Below are 17,864 nucleotides of genomic sequence, written 5' to 3' on the forward strand. Positions count from 1 at the left end.
ACACAGGAGACTCAAGCATGAGCACTTTGTACAAACGCCTCGCCACCATCGGCTTGCTGCTCATGGCCAGCTTGCTCGCTGCCTGCGGCACGCCCTACGCCACGGTAAAAAACAGTTCAGGTGATCCCGTGATGCTCTTGGGCTACGACCCGGTGGCCTATTTCACCGAAGGCAAGCCCGTCAAAGGCAGCGCGCAGCATCAAGTCAAGCTTCCCGAGCGCAGCTACTACTTTGCTTCAGCACAAAACAAAGCCTTGTTTGAAGCCAACGCCGCCAAATACGAGCCGCAATATGGCGGCTTCTGCTCCAGTGGCGCGGCCTACGCCATCAAGCTCGGCTCAGACCCCACAGCCTGGCACATTCAAGATGGCCGCCTCTTCATCTTTGGCGATGTGCTCGGCTTTGAGGCCTGGAAGCTTGATCCCGCATGGAACATCGGTCACGCAGATCGCCTCTGGCCAGACATCAAAGACAAAGGCTGGCGCAGCGCATCCCTCTCAGCTTATGCCAGTAAAGTGCCCCATTACAAAACCGGTCTGCAAATCAAACAAGAATGGGAACAAAAAAATCCCGGCAAAACTTGGCCCAGCTACAACCCCGGCGGCATGGTGCAAAACCTCTTCACCAAACAACCTGGTTGGCGCGCCGCAGAAGGATTTGGGCAACCTGCGCTTGGGTATCCTCAGTAAAGAGAATTTTAAGCGTTTTGAGCAGTTTGCCGGCATAGAATCTGCGCGAAGTGCTATCAAATTCATATCATCTGGCTTGCTTAGCTAGCTGTAATACTTGGGCAAAAACGGCATCACCTTACGGTCAAGCAGTTTGACCAACTCGGGATCCATGAATTTGTAGTTGTCTGGAATGTTTAGGCAGATGACTTTCTTGCCTGCGAGATGCGGCTTGAATTGCGCTGCAAGCTTCGATTTATGCTGTTTTTCCATGACGAAAATCATGTCTGCCCACTCAATCAACTCAATCGATAGCGGCACTTCAGCATCATTGCTTAAGCCCGCAGAGTCACATTGCAGATCATCGCGCTCTGAGAAAATTTGCTCGGCTGTTGGGCTGCGCCATTTATTTTTACTGCAAACAAACAAGCAATTAAGCACTGGCTTCGTCACCTGAGATTTCGGCTCATCCCTGAATCTGATCTTTGAGCTTATGGCTCGCGTGGAAAGTCACGACTCGGCGGGAATCGATGGGGATGGGTTCGCCTGTGCGGGGGTTGCGGCCTGGGCGCGGAGCCTTGGTGCGGATTTGAAAATTGCCAAAGCCGGAGATTTTCACGTCTTGACCATCGACGACGCTCTTGGAAATCAGATCGAAGAAGGCATCGATCATGTCTTTGGATTCGCGTTTGTTCAGGCCAATCTGATCAAACAGCATATCGGCCAATTGCGCTTTGGTGAGCGCGGGCGTTTCCAAACTTTCGACCATGAAATCCATACAGTTCTCCGTATTCCTAAAGCTATTCTAATACTACTAATTTGATAGCAATTCGCGCAGTATCCATGCGGGCGAAGTGCTCAAAAGGCTTTAAATATCCATTAATACTTAAGCTTAGGCACGCAAACGCGCACCCATGCCACTTTGCAGCGATGCAAGCACAGCTGCAACCGCTGCTTCAATCTGCTCATCGGTCAGCGTCGCTTCCTCGCCTTGCAGCGTGAGGCGAATCGCCAAGCTCTTCTCATCCAAGCCAAGCGCGGCACTGGCTTCTTTGGCGCGGAACACATCAAACAGCATTGCGTCGTGCAACAGTCCATTCGTCTTCGCGGCATGAATAGCTTGCATCAACTCGTTATGGCTCACGGTTTCTTTCACCACCACGGCCAGATCGCGCTCAACAGCGGGGAATTTAGAAATCGCCGTGCTCGAAGGCAGCTCACGCGCCATCACAGCATTCACATCCAGCTCAAACATCACAGGTGCAGCGCCGGTGATTTCATAAGCCTGCTTCCAGCGCGGATGCAGCTCGCCCACCACGCCAATCGCTTGACCATTGAGCAGCACTTGCGCGCAGCGACCAGGGTGCATCGCAGGATGCTCGAAGGCTTTGAACTCTGGCTTGGCAGGTGCTAGAAACGCTTCCACATCGCCCTTGGCATCGTAAAAATCAGCGGCCGTGTCTTTGCTACTCCACTGGCGCTGCACGGCGCCGCCCCAAGCCAGCGCGGCGATGCGCAGCGGCTGAGCGATGCCTTGCACTTGCTGGCTACCCTCTTCAATCGCGGTCTTCACACTCGTATCACGAGCAAACACGCGCCCGAGCTCGAACACGCGCACTCGTGAAGCCTTGCGGTCTTGGTTGTGTTTGAGCACCGCGAGCAAGCTACCCAAAATGGTCGAGCGCATCACGCTCAACTGGCTAGCAATCGGATTGAGCAGCTTGATCGGATCGGCATTACCTGCCAGATCACGCTCCCAGCGCTCTTCAACGAAGCTGAAATTGATCGTCTCCAAATAGCCTTGAGCAGCTAAAGAGCGGCGCAATGCAAACCGGCCTTTGCTGCGCTCAGAGCGCGCTTTCGGCTCTACTGGAGCAAGCGGTGCGGTTTCTGGCAGGCTGTTGAAGCCCACAATACGCACGACTTCTTCGATCAAATCTTCTTCGAGCGTGATGTCAAAGCGATAGACGGGCGGCTTGACGGTGATCACGTCACCTTGCAAAGTAGCAGACAGGCCGAGCTTGGTGAACACATCCAAGCACTGCTGCGCCGTCACAGGCATACCAATCACCTTGCAAGCCCTCGCCACGCGCAGCTTCACCTCACGCGGCACTGGCATATTCGGCTGCTGATCATCCATCACTGCCGCTTGGCCCCCGCAAATCTCTTGCACGAGCTTCGTGATGTGCTCGATGTGTGCCACGGTCAGCATCGGATCAACGCCGCGTTCAAAGCGGTGGCCGGCATCGGTGGAGAAATTGAAACGGCGCGAGCGGCCTGCCACAGCTTCGGGCCACCAGAAGGCGGCTTCGATGTAGATATTCTGCGTGTCGTCACTCACTGCAGTGGAATCACCACCCATGATGCCGGCCAGCGATTCGACAGCTTGATCATCAGCAATGATGCCAACTTTCTCGTCGAGCGTGACGGTATTGCCATTGAGTAGCTTGAGCGTCTCGCCGGGCTTCGCCCAGCGCACATCGAGGCCGCCATGAATCTTGTCGAGATCAAAAATATGGCTGGGGCGGCCATACTCAAACATCACATAATTGGAAATATCCACCAGCGCCGTCACGCTGCGCTGCCCGCAGGCGGCGAGGCGATCAACCATCCACTGCGGCGTTTTCGCCTTCGTGTTCACGCCGCGCACAATGCGGCCAGAGAAGCGGCCACACAGATCGGGGGCGGAGATTTTCACGGCCAGCTTGTCTTGTAGCGTGGCAGCAATCGGCTTGATCTCAGGCGTGAGCAAAGTCGTGCCCGTGATGGCCGAGACTTCGCGAGCGATGCCATACACACTCAAGTTGTGACCCAGATTCGGCGTGAGCTTGAGCGTGAACAGCGTGTCATCCAGCTTCAAGTAATCACGAATGCTCGTGCCAATCGGCGCATCTGCAGCTAACTCGTACAAGCCTTCCGCCGCTTCGCTGATCTTCAACTCTTTGGCAGAACACAGCATGCCCTGGCTTTCCACGCCGCGCAGCTTGCCCAGCTTGATCTGGAAGGCTTTGCCATCTTCACCGGGCGGCAATTCCGCGCCCACGAGCGCGACGGGAATGCGAATGCCCACACGAGCGTTGGGCGCGCCGCAGACGATATTCAAAAGCGAACCTTGCCCAGCTTCCACTTGGCAAACGCGCAAACGATCCGCATTCGGATGCTGCTCGCAGGCTTTGATCTCACCGATCACGACTTTGCTAAACGGTGGCGCAGCAGTCTTCGTTTCTTCCACCTCCAACCCAGCCATCGTGAGCGCGTCAGCGAGCTGCTGCGTAGACAGCGGAGGATTACAAAATTCGCGGAGCCAACTTTCGGGGAATTGCATAGATTCTTTCTTGCATCTCAATAGAACGCAAAATTCACAGAAGCCCGCAAAAGACGCAAAAAGAATTCAATCGAATTTCTGCGTCTTTTGCGTTTGTTTTGCGCTTTTTGCGTTCTCTTCTTAAATTAACCAATTACTCAACGAAACTGCGACAAAAACCGCACATCGCCTTCAAAGAACAACCTCAAATCGTTCACGCCATATCTCAGCATCGCAAGCCGATCAATGCCTGAGCCGAACGCGAAGCCGATGATCTTCTCGGGATCGAGGCCCATGTTGCGCACCACGGTCGGATGCACTTGGCCAGAGCCGGCCACCTCTAACCAGCGACCAGCGAGTGGGCCTTTGGAGAATTGAATGTCAATCTCGGCGCTGGGCTCTGTGAAGGGGAAATAGCTTGGGCGGAAACGCATGACCAAGCCATCGTCTTCAAAGAAGGTTTTGCAGAAATTGAGGAAGGTGATTTTCAAATCCTTGAAGCTCACGTTTTCGCCGAGCCACAAGCCTTCGACTTGGTGAAACATGGGCGAATGCGTCGCGTCAGAATCCACGCGATAGGTGCGGCCAGGCGCGATCACGCGAATCTCTGGAAATACAGCATCGTTAGCATGCTTCTTCGCATGCGCAGTCGCGTAGCGAATCTGCATGGGCGAGGTATGCGTGCGCAAGCAATACGGCTGCGCCTCTTCGTCGTTCATATCGACGTAAAACGTATCTTGCATCGAGCGCGCAGGATGGTTGGGCGGATTGTTGAGCGCGGTGAAGTTGAACCAATCGTTTTCGATCTCGGGGCCATCGGCCACGTCAAAGCCCATGGAGCCGAAGATTTGCTCGATGCGATCCCAAGCCAGAGCAATCGGATGCAAACCGCCCTGCCCGCGTTGGCGGCCTGGCAGGCTCACGTCCAGTGCTTCGGCTTTGAGCTGTTTATCCAGCTCGGCATCGGCCAAGGCTTGGCGGCGTGCGGTCAAAGCGCCTTCTACGGCTTGCTTGGCCACATTGATCGCCGCGCCGCGTGTCTTCTTTTCTTCGACCGACAAAGCAGCCATGCCCTTCATCAGCTCGGTGAGCTGGCCTTGCTTGCCTAGAAATACGGCTTTGGCGTTTTCTAGATCAGCAGGCGTGGCAGCAGCGGCGAAGGCGGCTTGTGCGTTGGCGATGATGGTATCGAGATCGCTCATGAATAAGATACTCTCCAATCCGTTCACCCTGAGCTTAGTCGAAGGGTTTTTGGGCTTCGACAAGCTCAGCCTGAACGGTCATAGTGGGAACTTTAAACAAAAAAGGGCTAGTGCCGAAATGCGGCTCTAGCCCTTTATTTAGTTGCGCGAGCAGCTATCAAAAAGATAGCTACCGCACCGTGATTTAAGCAGCCAGTTTCGCTTTAACTTGATTCACGATGCTTGCAAAACCTGCTGCGTCATTCACAGCCAAGTCAGCGAGGACTTTGCGGTCAATGGCGATACCGGCTTTGCGGATGCCGTTGGCAAATTGGCTGTAGGTCAGACCCAAACCACGCACTGCTGCGTTGATACGGGCGATCCACAACTGACGGAACACACGCTTTTTGGTACGGCGATCGCGGTAGGCGTATTGGCCTGCCTTCATCACCGCTTCTTTAGCGATGCGGAATACATTACCGCGGCGACCGCGGAAGCCCTTGGCGAGCTTTAGAACTTTTTTGTGACGGGCACGTGCCGTTACACCACGTTTAACGCGAGGCATGTTTTTTCTCCTTTAACGTTAAGCGACGCCCATGCCGGGCAACATTTGCGCCATGTGACCCATATTGGTCTCATGAACACCTGTTGGGCCGCGCAGATGGCGTTTGTTCTTGGTGGTTTTCTTGGTCAGGATGTGGCGTTTGAACGCCTGGCCGCGCTTAACGCTGCCACCTGGGCGAACGCGAAAACGTTTCTTCGCGCTGCTCTTGGTCTTCATTTTGGGCATGATTGCTCCGAGATTTCAGTTTTAACAAGCTTCGAGGCGTGCTTCTCATTTGCTTTGCGGCGAATGTGAAACCCTTGTATGGCCTACGTCACTCTTGGGTCTTGCTGCAAGAATATTGTGGCAAGCCCATGATTTTACACGATTTTTGGGCTTTTTGTCTAGCGCCAGAATCCCGGCAGCGAATAGGCCGAGCGATGCGATCAACTCGGCTTGAGGTTTAAGGCCTCCAGCCTTGGATGCATGAGCGCAAACCACAGCGGTGGAATCGCGGCCAAAACGATGCTGCCAGCATAGCCTGTAGGAAGACGCGGGCCCTCAGGAGTGTCTTGCAGCGTGGGATAGGGTTTCCAAGCATGCATGTGGTGATCCGAGTGGCGCTGCAAGTTGGCCAAGAGGCTGTTGGTGATCAGCGTATCGGAATTCCAAGCGTGCATCTTGCCAAAAGCCTCGCGCTTGCCGCCCTCCGTATGACGCTGCAAACCATAGTGCTCAATGTAGTTCACCAGCTCCAGCAGTGTGAATGCGACGATGGATTGAAAGACAAAGAACACTACCAATTTCATAGCAGTCTGCGCAGATTCTACGCCGGCGAACTGGCCAAAAAGCATCAAAAATGGCAACACAATCAAACTGAAAGACGCCACCGCGCTCCAAAGCAAAGGGCTCTTGCGCCAAGCGCTTTTCATCTGCACCAAACGCTGCGCCTCCAAGCGCCAGCCGCTGGCCAAGCTTCCCCAGAGCGTGCGCGGCAGAAAGCGATAAAAACTCTCGCCAAATCGTGCAGACGCTGGATCGTCAAAAGTAGCCGCCCGAGGATGGTGGCCGCGATAGTGCTCAACCATGAAGTGGCCGTAGCACACGCTCGTCATGAGCAGCCAGCCGCAAAAGCGGTCTATTTTGGATTTGCTGTGGCCCAGCTCATGGGCAAAGGTGATGCCTTGCGAGCCTGTGATGTAGCCCACAGAAAAGGCGATGCCGAGCACGATGAGCCACTCTGCATGCATAGCAAAGTATGCGCCCAGCGCGATCAAAGCCATTTGCAACACGACATACAGCCGCAAGACCCATTGGAAATAACCCACCGCCTGCTCATCTGCCAAGGGGAAAGGTGAGTTTTTAGGCAAAAGTAACTCAAGCAAAACGACGCTGAACCAAACAACGAGAGTAGAGACGAAGGCATTTTGCGGCGCCATCACCAAACCAAACATACCAAGCATCGGCAAGATGAGGGCAAGGAGAAAACGGAGGTCAGAAAATCTCATAGCCATCTACTCTGCCACAAGAAGAAGCAGGTCGCTAGCGTACTTTTCCTAGGTTGAGCAGTCGTCGCCATGCACTGCATACACGCAAGTCGCGATAATCAGTGCATGAATCCTTTGCTCCAGAAACTGCAGCCCTACCCGTTTGAGCGGCTGCGCCAATTGTTTGCCACCGTTACACCCTGCCCCGCGCATCGCGCGATCAGCCTTGGTATTGGCGAGCCCAAGCATGCCACGCCACTGTTCATCAAAGAAGCTTTGAATGACAACTTCAAAGGTTTGGCGGCTTATCCTGCGACGGGTGGTGAGCCCGTTTTGAAAGAAGCTTGCGCGGCTTGGCTCAAGCGGCGCTATGGCTTGGAAGTTGACCCGAAAACCCAAATCCTGCCTGTGAACGGTTCGCGTGAGGCGCTGTTTTCGCTGACGCAGACGGTGATTGATCCGACGAGGGATGCAGTGGTCGTCAGCCCGAATCCTTTTTATCAAATCTACGAAGGCTCGGCTTTGCTCGCAGGGGCGCGGCTGCATTTCGCGCCGAGTGATGCGAAACGTAACTTTGCGGTGGATTGGGCGAGCGTGCCAGATGATGTGTGGGCAAAAACGCAGCTGGTTTTCGTTTGCTCACCAGGCAACCCCACGGGTGCGGTGATGCCCTTGGATGAATGGAAGCGCTTGTTTGCTTTGCAAGATCGTTTCGGCTTTGTGATTGCATCCGACGAGTGCTACAGCGAGATCTATTTTCAGGGCGGCCCTCCGTTGGGTGGACTTGAAGCTGCTACGAAGCTTGGGCGAGACTTCAAAAACCTCGTGATGATGACTTCACTCTCCAAGCGTAGCAACGCGCCCGGCATGCGCAGCGGCTTTGTGGCGGGCGATGCGGCGCTCATGAAGCAATTCCTTCTTTACCGTACCTACCACGGCAGCGCCATGAGCCACACGATTCAAGCGGCCAGCGCAGCAGCTTGGAACGATGAAGCGCACGTGATCGCCAACCGCGAGCAATACCGCACGAAATTTGCTCAAGTCACACCCGTTCTCAGCAGCGTGCTCGATGTGAAACTGCCTGATGCGGCCTTCTACCTCTGGGCAAAAATTCCGCCGAACGTGTGCGGCGGCTCGGATACAGCCTTCGCTACCGACCTCCTCGCCCAATACAATGTCACGGTGCTGCCTGGCAGCTATCTAGCGCGTGAGCAAGACGGCCACAACCCCGGCACAGGCTACATCCGCATGGCACTCGTGGCTGAAACGGCAGAGTGCTTGGAAGCGGCGCAGCGGATTGCTGAATTTGTACGTAGTAACAAGTCATAGCGTGCACAGCAAAAAATACCAATACCGGACGCAAAAGCCGCAAAAGTTGCGCAAAAGTCGCAGAAAATACCGAATACCATTTGAGGTTTCAAGAAAGCCATTTCTTCCCTTCTTTCGAATGTCTTTTTTGCGTCTTTTGCGCAACTTTTGCGCCCTTTGCGTCCGGTATTTCCTCTTTCCAATCCAACTAATTCAATCATGACCCAACAACTCCAAACCATCATCGATACCGCCTGGGACAACCGCGCCAATATCTCTCCCACATCTGCCCCCGCAGAAGTGCGCGAAGCTGTGGAGCATGTGATCAGCCAGCTCAACAAAGGCCAGCTGCGCGTTGCCACCCGCGAATCTGTGGGCAAGTGGACGGTGCATCAGTGGGTGAAGAAAGCCGTGTTGCTGTCTTTCCGCTTGAATGACAACGAGATCGTCAAAGCCGGTGACTTGGGCTTCTACGACAAGGTGAAAACCAAATTCGCACACCTCACTCCTGAAGAGATGAAAGCCACCGGCGTTCGCGTCGTGCCGCCAGCTGTGGCGCGTCGTGGCAGTTACATCGCCAAGGGCGCGATTCTGATGCCGTCATATGTGAATATCGGCGCATATGTCGATGAAAACACCATGGTGGACACCTGGGCCACGGTGGGCTCCTGCGCCCAGATCGGTAAAAACGTGCACCTCTCAGGCGGCGTGGGCATCGGCGGCGTGCTGGAGCCGCTGCAAGCTGGCCCCACCATCATTGAAGACAACTGCTTTATCGGCGCGCGCTCGGAAGTCGTTGAAGGTGTGGTGATCGAAGAGAACTCTGTGATCTCAATGGGCGTGTATATCGGTCAAAGCACCAAGATTTATGACCGCGCTACTGGCGAAGTGCACTATGGCCGCGTGCCAGCAGGCTCAGTGGTGGTGAGCGGCAATTTGCCTTCTGCAGACGGCAAGTATTCGCTGTATTGCGCTGTGATCGTGAAGAAGGTGGATGCGCAAACCCGCGCCAAGACTTCTCTGAACGATTTGCTGCGCGATTAACGACTTGCTGGGCAAGGGATTTGCAGGCAGAATACTGTAACTCCTTGTTTTTAAGGCATTTTAGGCAGTTTGCCGGCACGGAATCTGCGCAGAGTGCTATGATTTATGTAGCATTTCGCGCAACATACTGAATGATGTGAGGAGCACAGCATGGGCATGATGGAGCGAATTTTGAAGCTGATGGCCGAGAAAAAGGCATCGGATGTGTACCTGTCTGCCTTTGCGCCTGCCACCATCAAGATCAATGGCCAAAGCGTGCCGATCAACAGCCAGCATTTGCCTGCCGATGCAGTCAAAAATTTGCTCGCTGAAGTGCTTCCGCCTACAAGAATCGAAGAGCTGGAAGAAACCAACGAACTCAACATGGCGCACGCGATTGATGGCGTTGGCAATTTCCGTATCTCCGCCATGAAGCAGCGCGGGACGTACGCCTGCGTGATCCGCTATATCGCTACCGATATTCCTTTGCTGGAAAGCCTGCATGTGCCGGCCAGCTTGGCAGACATGATCATGGAAAAGCGTGGCCTGATCTTGATGGTCGGCGCGACGGGTGCTGGCAAATCCACCACGCTGGCCGCCATGATGGATTACCGCAATCAGCGCATGCCTGGCCACATCCTGACTGTGGAAGATCCGGTGGAATTCATCTTCACCAACAAGAAATCCATCGTGAATCAGCGCGAGGTGGGCTCAGATACGCATGCCATGCAAACCGCCCTGAAAAACGCCCTGCGCCAAGCGCCCGATGTGATTTTGATTGGCGAGATTCGAGACCGCGAAACCATGAGCGCGGCCATTGCCTATGCGCAATCCGGCCACCTCTGCTTGGCTACCATGCACGCCAACAACAGCTATCAAGCGCTCAACCGTATCTTGAGCTTCTACCCCGTGGAAGTGCGCCCGACCATGCTGGGCGATTTGGCCTCTGCTCTGAAAGCCATCGTTTCCCAGCGCCTCTTGCGCACGGTGCAAGGCACGCGCACGCCCGCCGTGGAGATCATGTACAACACGAAGTTGGTGCAAGATTTGATCGAAAAAGGCGATTTTTCTGGCGTGAAAGAAGCCATGGAAAAATCCATGACCGATGGCTCACAAACTTTCGAGCAAGACATCGCTCGCCTCATCGTGGAAGGCACCGTGGAGCGCAAAGAGGGTATCAACCACTCAGACAGCCCAACCAACTTGATGTGGCGCTTGGCCAATGACTTTGAAGCCGCCAAGAAAGCCGCTGAAGAGCCTGAGGAAGAAGAAGATCATGGCCCTTCGTTCACAGAAATTACGCTGGATGTGAAGACCACTGTGTAGCAGCGATGATTGCCCAAGCGTTAAACTTAGGGCAATGCAAGATACCCTCGCCACCCTGCGCCTCGCAGAGCAACTGATCGCCCAAGACAGCACCACGCCGCACGATGCTGGCTGCATGGACATCATCACCGCGCGCCTCAAGCCTTTGGGCTTTGAATGCACCATCATCGACAGCGGCCCCGAGACTTTCCGTGTGCGCAACCTTTGGGCAAAACGGACTGCATTTTTAAAGCCAAAAGCATCGATTCCCGGCATAGAATCTGCGCAAGATGCTACTGATTTAATAGCAATTAAAACGCTGGTGTTTGCTGGCCATACCGATGTGGTGCCCACCGGCCCGCTCGATCAATGGAGCAGCCCGCCCTTCGTGCCCACCCACAAAGACGGCAAGCTTTATGGCCGTGGCGCAAGCGATATGAAAACATCTCTGGCTGCGATGGTCGTGGCTTGTGAAGAATTTGTCGCCAAGCATTCCGATGCGCCATTGAATATCGCCTTCCTCCTCACCAGCGATGAAGAAGGCCCAGCACTCGATGGCACGGTGAAAGTTTGCGAATGGCTCACAGCGCGTGGCGAGAAGATTGATATGTGCATCGTCGGCGAGCCCACCAGCGTGGAGCGCACCGGCGACATGATCAAGAATGGGCGCAGAGGCACGATGAGTGGCAAGCTCACCGTCAAAGGCATCCAAGGCCATATCGCCTACCCGCACCTCGCGCGCAACCCCATCCACATGGCTGCGCCCGCACTCGCTGCACTCACAGCCGTTGAATGGGACAAAGGCAATGCCTACTTCCCGCCCACCACATGGCAGATCAGCAATATCCATGGCGGTACGGGTGCGAGCAACGTGATCCCTGGAAACGTGATCATTGATTTCAACTTCCGCTTCTGCACGGAATCCACGCCTGAAGCTTTGCAAAAGCGTTTGACCGATGTGTTGCACACCAACGGCCTCTCAGCAGCAGACTACGACCTCGCTTGGACCATCGGTGGCCTGCCCTTCCTCACTCCCGTGGTTGAAGGCAAAGGCAGCTTGATCGGCGCCGTCCGCGAAGCGATCCAAGCCGAAACTGGCATCAAAACCGAGCTCTCCACCACCGGCGGCACGAGCGATGGCCGCTTCATCGCTCAGATCTGCAAACAAGTCATTGAGCTCGGCCCACCGAACGCCACCATTCACAAAATCAATGAGCATGTTGCGGTGGCAGACATCGAGCCACTCAAGAATATTTACCGCAAAGTATTAGAGAATCTGTCGGCATGAACACTTTAAAAATTTTCGTCGCCACGATGACGGGTACGGCCGAATATGTGGCGCAAGCCATTCAAATGGATTGCACGGATCTGGTGAGCAATATCGAAGTCACCATGATGGATGGCTTGAAGAGCGATGCGTTCGAAGACCGTGATTGTTTGTATTTGATCTGCTCTAGCACCTATGGCGCGGGCGACGTGCCAGATAACGGCGCAGCTTTGTATGCCTCGCTGGATGATGAGCCACGCGATCTCTCGCATGTGCGCTACGGCGTGATCGCGCTGGGAGATTTCGGCAGCTATCCAAATACTTTTGCTGGCGGCGGCAAACGCTTTGATGAGCGCTTAGAAGGCTTGGGCGCCAAGCGTATCGGCGAGATCTTCACGCATGATGCCTCCGGCGGCACGATGCCTGAGACGGATGGCGCGGCTTGGGCCCGGGAATGGCTCTCTACTGCCATGTCTACTGCTTGATTGCTTGACTCTTGCTCGTTCTGGGGGATCGCTCTACCTGTGCGTTTTGCTCCGTGTCCCCCGGCGGCGTGAATCTTTATTTTTTGCCGACAAGCTTGTTTCGCCGCCTCCTCCTTTACCTACGCAAAACGCACAGGTAGCGCGATCTTGCGAGCGTAGTGGTATGCGACGAAAGAATTGCCCTTCGCATCAAAGGCTTGCGCAAAAACTCTGCTCGTCGCAGCCACCGACATGGCGCATGCATCGCAGCAAAATAAAGGAGGAGGCGGGGCAAGTATTTCAGCGAATTGATGTAGCGCTAAACCCCGCCGGGGGACATTTGCGGAGGTGCGTGCGCCATGTCGGTGGAGGGTTCAGCAGAAACAACTCCGCAAAAATAACTCACCGAGCAAAGAATTCCACAATCAAAGCCCGCAGCCATTGATTGGCTGGATCGGTATGTACGCGTCGATGCCAGAACATTTTCAGCTCGAAGGCGGGCATGTTCACGGGATGCGGAAGCACTTGAAGTTTGAAGGCCTCTGCACATTGCTGCGCCAGCTTCTCAGGCACGGTAGCGATCAAATCCGTCTGACTGACGATCTGAGGCACGCTTAAGAAATTAGGCACGCGCAGGCGCACCTTGCGTGATTCGCTGCCTTGAGAAATGCTTTGCAAAGTCTCATCGGCTTTGGTGTGCCCCGTGCCTTCCGCACGAATCGCGATGTGCTCGGCTTGCAAAAACTTCTCTAGCGTGAGCTTCGGCTTCTTCGCGGAGAGCATGGGATGCCCTTGCCGCGCGATGCAGACATAGCGCTGCGTGAAGAGTTTGCGCTGATAAAGGCCTTCCGTCACATCAGGCAGCCAGCCCACCGCCAAATCCACCTTACCCTCGGCCATCGCCGTGGTGATGCTACCCACGGGTGCATTCGGTTTGGCTTGGTCATCGCGCAAAGTTTCTAGGGTGAGACCGGGTGCGGCTTGGGCGATATGGGAAAGCAATGGAGGCAGGAAGACGATTTCGCCAATATCCGTCATGGCGATACTGGCTTGCCAAACGCTCAGGGCGGGGTCAAAGCTGGCCTTTGCCTGTAAAGACTGGCCAATCGAAGCAAGCGCAGGTTGCAAGGTGGCATGCAAACTCTTGGCGAATTCCGTGGGCTCCATGCCATTGGGCGCGCGAGTGAGCAGCTCATCACCCAGCGCTTTGCGCAGTCGCCCGAGCGCATTGCTCACTGCAGGCTGCGAGAGCTGCAAGCGCTGCGCCGCGGTGGCCACGCGCCGCTCTTGCATGAGCACGTCCAGCACGCGCAGCAGGTTCAGATCAAGGCCATCAAGGTTCACAGACTGGGATTTCATGCTGTGAATGATGCCTAAGGGCTTGAGTTTTGTCCATTCATGTGGTGAATGTTGCTTCTTGTTTATTCAATCTTGGCAAATATGCTGCCTTACGCGACACTCTGCTCATGAACGCTCCAATTGCCAACGACATCTTGTCTTCCCCGCAAGCGCAACCCATGTTTTGGGGGAATGCACCCACCAGCCGCGCACCTGGCCGCATCTACACCGATCAAGAGCTTTATCAACGCGAGCTAGACACTCTCTTCTACAAAGGCCATTGGTGCTACGTCGGCCTCGAATGCGAGATTCCAAAAGCCGGTGATTTCAAGCGCACAAAGATTGGCGAGCGCAGCGTGGTGATGGTGCGCGAGCGTGGCCGCCCTGGCCAGCCTGATCAAATTCATGTGCTGGAAAATCGCTGCGCGCATCGCGGCGTTGCTTTCGTGCGCGAGCGCTCGGGCAATGCGCGAAGCTTTGTCTGCCCTTATCACCAGTGGACTTACAAGCTCAATGGCGATTTGGTCGGCCTCACCTTTCGCCAAGGTGTAGATGCTGTGGATGCATGCGGCGAGAAGATCAAACAAGGCGGCATGCCGGAAGATTTTCAGCTTTGCGATCACGGTTTAACGAAGCTCAAAGTTGCGCGGCGCGGCGGCGTGGTGTTTGCTTCGTTTGATCATGAAGTCGAGCCGTTTGAAGAGTATCTAGGAGCTGATGTGCTCGCGTATTTCGACCGCATCTTTCACAAGCCTTTGAAGCTGCTCGGCATCAACCGCCAGCGCATTCCGGCCAATTGGAAGCTGATGCAAGAAAACATCAAAGATCCGTATCACCCTGGCTTGCTGCACACCTGGTTTGTCACCTTCGGCCTCTGGCGTGCGGATCAAAATAGCCAAATGATCATGGATACGCATCATCGGCATGCGGTGATGGTGAGTCGTCGCAACGAAGTGAGCAGCAATATCGCAGCGAACGTGACGAGCTTTCGGGAGAACATGAAGCTGCACGATGATCGCGTGCTCGATGTGGTGCCTGAAGCCTGGTGGAAGCTCAATTGCCCGGTGCAGAAAGCCGAAATCACGCCGACTGTGACGATGATGACACTCTTTCCCTCCCTCATCATTCAACAGCAGGTCAACAGCTTATCGACGCGGCATATCCAACCCGTGAGCGAAGGCGTGTTTGATTTTGTGTGGACGCATTTTGGCTTTGAAGACGACGCCGAGGAGATGACGCGCCGCCGTCTGCGCCAATCCAATCTCTTCGGGCCTGCGGGCTTTGTGAGCGCGGATGATGGCGAAGTGATTGAGTTTGTGCAGCAGGCTTATCGCGCGAATGAAGAGGCTCGCACGGTGAGCGAGATGGATGGCCAAGAGGTGAAGAATACCGATCACAACGTGACCGAGACGCTCATACGCGGCATGTATGCGTATTGGCGCAAGACGCTTTCTATTTAAGTTTTATAAGCATTTTTGGCATATCGCCGTCATAGAACCTGCGCAGAGTGCTATTGAATTAATAGTAATATGAATTTCAACGATTACCTGAATTTAAGCGTCCTGCTCCAGCAAAGCGCACATTTGCTTGATAGCAATGATCTCTCCACCTGGCCAGATTTGTTTGTGGCCGATGGCCGATACAAACTGCAATCGCGTGAAAACTTCGATGCCGGCTTGCCGCTTTGCATCATGGATTACGAAAGCCAAGGCATGCTGCGTGATCGTATCTATGGCGTGCAAAACACGATCTATCACGATCCATATTCGCAGAGGCATGTGTGTGGCGCGCCTTTGATTTCTTCGTTCAACGATTCAGAGATTCAGTGCGAAAGCAGCTACATCGTCACACGCACGCAGCGCGATGGCATGCCGCAGATCATCAGCACGGGGCGCTATATCGACGTGATCGTTCGTGATGGCGAGGCCTTGAAGTTCAAGGCGCGGACTGCGGTTTATGACAATGATCTTTTGCCTAATTCGGTGATTAAGCCGATTTGAGGTTTTCGCGGTCTTCTTGTTTCGCTCGTAGGTTTGTACCTGCGCCAGATCATGCTGCGTATCCATGCGTCCCCGAACTGCGGCCCGCTTCGCGGTGAGCATCTGCAGTACTCGACATTGAGGCACGTCACCCAAACTCGCTTCGCTCAAACTAGGGTGACTCTGCGGCCTCAATGTCTCCGTGCTTCGAGCCCGCAGTCCTGATTGGGGCGCACGGACACGCAGCATGCTCTGGCGCGAGAGATACATTCCAGCGCTCTTATTTTGACCTCACTCGACCTTTCCCCCGTTCGGGCTGAGCCTGTCGAAGCCCTCGCCGCTCATCTTCCTCGCTATCATTGGTTAATGGCAACCACTAAACCCCTCCGAGGCACCCGCATCCTCAGCCTCGCCCTCAATCTCCCAGGCCCAGCCGCTTTGATGCGCCTCAAAGCGTTCGGTGCAAGCTGCACAAAACTGGAGTCTCCAGCTGGCGACCCGATGAACGCCTACTCCAAGCCAGCCTACAAGCAAATGCACGAAGGCGTGAAAATCGTCACCGCTGATCTCAAAACCGAGAAAGGCATGGTCAAGCTACACAAGCTCTTGGAGAAAACAGACATCCTCCTCACCTCCTTCCGCCCCAGCGCCCTAGCCCGCCTCGGCCTCTCATGGAAGCAATTGCACAAAGCCCATCCCCACTTAAGCCAGGTCAGCATCGTCGGCGACACCGCAGCCCCCGAAATCCCCGGCCATGACCTCACATACATGGCCGAACACGATCTCATCCAAGGCCTCCATCTCCCACCCACCCTCTTCGCAGACATGGGCGGCAGCCTCCTCGCCGTAGAAGCCGTGCTCGCCGCCGTCATCCAACAACGCACCACAGGCCGCAGCAGCCATCAATCAGTAGGCCTCAGCCAAGCCGCCCAATACCTCGCCCTCCCCAGACATTGGAAGCTCACCACACCTGACGGCTTAATTGGCGGCGCACATGCCTTCTACCAAGTCATGCCTTGCAAAGATGGGAGAGTGGTAATTGCAGCACTAGAGTCACACTTCGCGGAGCGGCTGGCCAAATTAGTAGGAGCCCCGCTCTCTCGTTCGCCAGACGTGTTGGAAGTAAAGCAGACGAAACATACAGCCGCATTTATGTTTCAACATACATGCAAGGAGCTTGCCGTGTTATCTGAAAAAAATGACCTGCCTCTTTATGTAATTCCAAATAAATGAAGGAATGCTCTGTGACTACTAGCGATTCCAAATTAATTGCTGTCGACGCATACTGCGATTCGTTCAGAGAATTAGTAAATGACAGGACTGGCTGGAAAGAGAATCCGGCACAAAGGCTGCGCCTCAATTCAGATAATGATTGGAGTTTTGTTTGCGTTGCAATGGACATATTAGGTGATGCTTCGCTTGCATTACATAACTTTTTTAAATTTGGACTCGATGGACCTACCCGCTACGATGAGACCGGCGAGAAGTATCTCCGGCTCTACGGGCTACTCAGCGCAGCATATATTCAACAGCAAGCCGCTCTCAAGTTACATAAATTAATGAACTGCACGGCTCAGAAAGATTTTAAAAATCAAGTCGATAAGTTGGAAATTAGGGGTCTCAGGCATCAGTTAGCTTCTCACAGCCTTGATTGTCTGGACTTAGATGACAAAATAATTTCGGCATATGTACCTGTGAGATTTGACCTTAGGGGTTTTAATTGCACAGTAGCTGAAAATCGAGGGGATCGCTTGGTTTCATACGACCTGCGCGAGGCTGTTACTGCCCATTGCATCTTCTTGCTTGATCTTCTGGATGCTATTTATGAGAAAAGCTACAAAACTCTATTTAAATCAGAGACGGCTAGGCTAACAATTTATCAAGGAAGATTAAAAGAGCTTCGAGTAATTAAAGCAGGTGCTTTGATTCTTCACCGTGGATCACCAAACAGCCCTCGTATTGTTTTAGTCGCTGCTACACCAAACAGTTAAATTTG

18 protein-coding genes are annotated in these 17,864 nt (G+C 54.3%); 10 read left to right on the forward strand and 8 right to left on the reverse strand.

The features are described 5' to 3' along the window. The first annotated feature begins 17 nt into the window (after positions 1-17). Positions 18-689: a YHS domain-containing (seleno)protein gene (locus KIH26_RS07700; protein WP_213443849.1), complete on the forward strand. Its 672-nt coding sequence runs from the start codon at positions 18-20 to the stop codon at positions 687-689. 84 nt (positions 690-773) lie between these two features. Here the strand turns inward: KIH26_RS07700 and KIH26_RS07705 are convergent, their stop codons facing one another. From KIH26_RS07705 to KIH26_RS07735, 7 genes are all read right to left on the reverse strand, one after another. Next, a complete protein-coding gene (locus KIH26_RS07705; protein ID WP_213444775.1) occupies positions 774-1,109 on the reverse strand; it encodes a low molecular weight protein tyrosine phosphatase family protein in 336 nt (111 codons plus the stop codon). A gap of 25 nt (positions 1,110-1,134) precedes the next feature. Further along, complete coding sequence (locus KIH26_RS07710; RefSeq protein ID WP_213443850.1) at positions 1,135-1,446, reverse strand: integration host factor subunit alpha; 312 nt, start codon at positions 1,444-1,446, stop codon at positions 1,135-1,137. A gap of 114 nt (positions 1,447-1,560) precedes the next feature. Beyond that, positions 1,561-3,993 (reverse strand): phenylalanine--tRNA ligase subunit beta, encoded by a 2,433-nt coding sequence (gene pheT / locus KIH26_RS07715; RefSeq protein ID WP_213443851.1) that lies wholly within the window; start codon positions 3,991-3,993, stop codon positions 1,561-1,563. Positions 3,994-4,130: 137 nt separating this feature from the next. Continuing rightward, entirely contained in the window at positions 4,131-5,174 is a 1,044-nt protein-coding gene (gene pheS / locus KIH26_RS07720; protein ID WP_213443853.1) for a phenylalanine--tRNA ligase subunit alpha, read from the reverse strand. A 184-nt stretch (positions 5,175-5,358) separates the two neighbouring features. Beyond that, on the reverse strand, positions 5,359-5,718 hold the full coding sequence (gene rplT, locus KIH26_RS07725; protein WP_213443854.1) for a 50S ribosomal protein L20: 360 nt from the start codon (positions 5,716-5,718) through the stop codon (positions 5,359-5,361). Between the two features lie 18 nt (positions 5,719-5,736). Next, entirely contained in the window at positions 5,737-5,943 is a 207-nt protein-coding gene (gene rpmI, locus KIH26_RS07730) for a 50S ribosomal protein L35 (protein WP_213443855.1), read from the reverse strand. Positions 5,944-6,143: 200 nt separating this feature from the next. Next, positions 6,144-7,205 (reverse strand): alkane 1-monooxygenase, encoded by a 1,062-nt coding sequence (locus tag KIH26_RS07735; protein WP_213443857.1) that lies wholly within the window; start codon positions 7,203-7,205, stop codon positions 6,144-6,146. Between the two features lie 105 nt (positions 7,206-7,310). Here KIH26_RS07735 and dapC point away from each other — a divergent pair, with 105 nt between their 5' ends. From dapC to KIH26_RS07760, 5 genes are all read left to right on the forward strand, one after another. Then, positions 7,311-8,513 carry a succinyldiaminopimelate transaminase gene (gene dapC / locus KIH26_RS07740; protein WP_213443858.1) on the forward strand — a complete coding sequence of 401 codons (1,203 nt, stop codon included), beginning with the start codon at positions 7,311-7,313 and terminating at the stop codon, positions 8,511-8,513. A gap of 198 nt (positions 8,514-8,711) precedes the next feature. Next, the gene (gene dapD, locus KIH26_RS07745) at positions 8,712-9,536 is read left to right on the forward strand and encodes a 2,3,4,5-tetrahydropyridine-2,6-dicarboxylate N-succinyltransferase (RefSeq protein WP_213443859.1); all 825 of its coding nucleotides are present in this window, start codon (positions 8,712-8,714) and stop codon (positions 9,534-9,536) included. Between the two features lie 150 nt (positions 9,537-9,686). Then, positions 9,687-10,841, forward strand: coding sequence for a PilT/PilU family type 4a pilus ATPase (locus KIH26_RS07750; RefSeq protein ID WP_213443860.1), 1,155 nt, complete (start codon positions 9,687-9,689; stop codon positions 10,839-10,841). A gap of 34 nt (positions 10,842-10,875) precedes the next feature. Next, a complete protein-coding gene (gene dapE, locus KIH26_RS07755; protein WP_213443862.1) occupies positions 10,876-12,108 on the forward strand; it encodes a succinyl-diaminopimelate desuccinylase in 1,233 nt (410 codons plus the stop codon). Further along, on the forward strand, positions 12,105-12,572 hold the full coding sequence (locus KIH26_RS07760; RefSeq protein WP_213443863.1) for a flavodoxin domain-containing protein: 468 nt from the start codon (positions 12,105-12,107) through the stop codon (positions 12,570-12,572). Before dapE ends, KIH26_RS07760 begins: the two co-directional genes overlap by 4 nt. Positions 12,573-12,953: 381 nt before the next feature. Here the strand turns inward: KIH26_RS07760 and KIH26_RS07765 are convergent, their stop codons facing one another. Continuing rightward, the gene (locus tag KIH26_RS07765; RefSeq protein ID WP_249661003.1) at positions 12,954-13,910 is read right to left on the reverse strand and encodes a LysR family transcriptional regulator; all 957 of its coding nucleotides are present in this window, start codon (positions 13,908-13,910) and stop codon (positions 12,954-12,956) included. Between the two features lie 107 nt (positions 13,911-14,017). On the opposite strand from KIH26_RS07765, the gene KIH26_RS07770 reads away from it, so the two are divergent. The 4 genes from KIH26_RS07770 to KIH26_RS07785 all read left to right on the forward strand — a co-directional run bounded on the left by KIH26_RS07770 (position 14,018) and on the right by KIH26_RS07785 (position 17,859). Beyond that, complete coding sequence (locus KIH26_RS07770) at positions 14,018-15,349, forward strand: aromatic ring-hydroxylating dioxygenase subunit alpha (RefSeq protein WP_213443864.1); 1,332 nt, start codon at positions 14,018-14,020, stop codon at positions 15,347-15,349. A gap of 69 nt (positions 15,350-15,418) precedes the next feature. Then, positions 15,419-15,889 carry an aromatic-ring-hydroxylating dioxygenase subunit beta gene (locus KIH26_RS07775; RefSeq protein WP_213443865.1) on the forward strand — a complete coding sequence of 157 codons (471 nt, stop codon included), beginning with the start codon at positions 15,419-15,421 and terminating at the stop codon, positions 15,887-15,889. A 345-nt stretch (positions 15,890-16,234) separates the two neighbouring features. Beyond that, on the forward strand, positions 16,235-17,101 hold the full coding sequence (locus KIH26_RS07780; RefSeq protein ID WP_213443867.1) for a CoA transferase: 867 nt from the start codon (positions 16,235-16,237) through the stop codon (positions 17,099-17,101). 11 nt (positions 17,102-17,112) lie between these two features. Next, positions 17,113-17,859 (forward strand): hypothetical protein, encoded by a 747-nt coding sequence (locus KIH26_RS07785; protein ID WP_213443868.1) that lies wholly within the window; start codon positions 17,113-17,115, stop codon positions 17,857-17,859. Positions 17,860-17,864 lie beyond the last annotated feature (5 nt).

It is taken from the genome of Variovorax sp. PCZ-1 (assembly GCF_018413605.1).
GTDB lineage: Bacteria > Pseudomonadota > Gammaproteobacteria > Burkholderiales > Burkholderiaceae_C > JANMDU01.

Bases quoted from the DNA above. Each gene is read 5' to 3' on its own strand.
- KIH26_RS07700 (WP_213443849.1), top strand. From the start codon at position 18: ATGAGCACTTTGTACAAACGCCTCGCCACCATCGGCTTGCTGCTCATG.
- KIH26_RS07710 (WP_213443850.1), bottom strand. From the start codon at position 1,446: ATGGATTTCATGGTCGAAAGTTTGGAAACGCCCGCGCTCACCAAAGCG.
- pheT (WP_213443851.1), bottom strand. From the start codon at position 3,993: ATGCAATTCCCCGAAAGTTGGCTCCGCGAATTTTGTAATCCTCCGCTG.
- pheS (WP_213443853.1), bottom strand. From the start codon at position 5,174: ATGAGCGATCTCGATACCATCATCGCCAACGCACAAGCCGCCTTCGCC.
- rplT (WP_213443854.1), bottom strand. From the start codon at position 5,718: ATGCCTCGCGTTAAACGTGGTGTAACGGCACGTGCCCGTCACAAAAAA.
- rpmI (WP_213443855.1), bottom strand. From the start codon at position 5,943: ATGCCCAAAATGAAGACCAAGAGCAGCGCGAAGAAACGTTTTCGCGTT.
- KIH26_RS07735 (WP_213443857.1), bottom strand. From the start codon at position 7,205: ATGAGATTTTCTGACCTCCGTTTTCTCCTTGCCCTCATCTTGCCGATG.
- dapC (WP_213443858.1), top strand. From the start codon at position 7,311: ATGAATCCTTTGCTCCAGAAACTGCAGCCCTACCCGTTTGAGCGGCTG.
- dapD (WP_213443859.1), top strand. From the start codon at position 8,712: ATGACCCAACAACTCCAAACCATCATCGATACCGCCTGGGACAACCGC.
- KIH26_RS07750 (WP_213443860.1), top strand. From the start codon at position 9,687: ATGGGCATGATGGAGCGAATTTTGAAGCTGATGGCCGAGAAAAAGGCA.
- dapE (WP_213443862.1), top strand. From the start codon at position 10,876: ATGCAAGATACCCTCGCCACCCTGCGCCTCGCAGAGCAACTGATCGCC.
- KIH26_RS07760 (WP_213443863.1), top strand. From the start codon at position 12,105: ATGAACACTTTAAAAATTTTCGTCGCCACGATGACGGGTACGGCCGAA.
- KIH26_RS07765 (WP_249661003.1), bottom strand. From the start codon at position 13,910: ATGAAATCCCAGTCTGTGAACCTTGATGGCCTTGATCTGAACCTGCTG.
- KIH26_RS07770 (WP_213443864.1), top strand. From the start codon at position 14,018: ATGAACGCTCCAATTGCCAACGACATCTTGTCTTCCCCGCAAGCGCAA.
- KIH26_RS07775 (WP_213443865.1), top strand. From the start codon at position 15,419: ATGAATTTCAACGATTACCTGAATTTAAGCGTCCTGCTCCAGCAAAGC.
- KIH26_RS07780 (WP_213443867.1), top strand. From the start codon at position 16,235: ATGGCAACCACTAAACCCCTCCGAGGCACCCGCATCCTCAGCCTCGCC.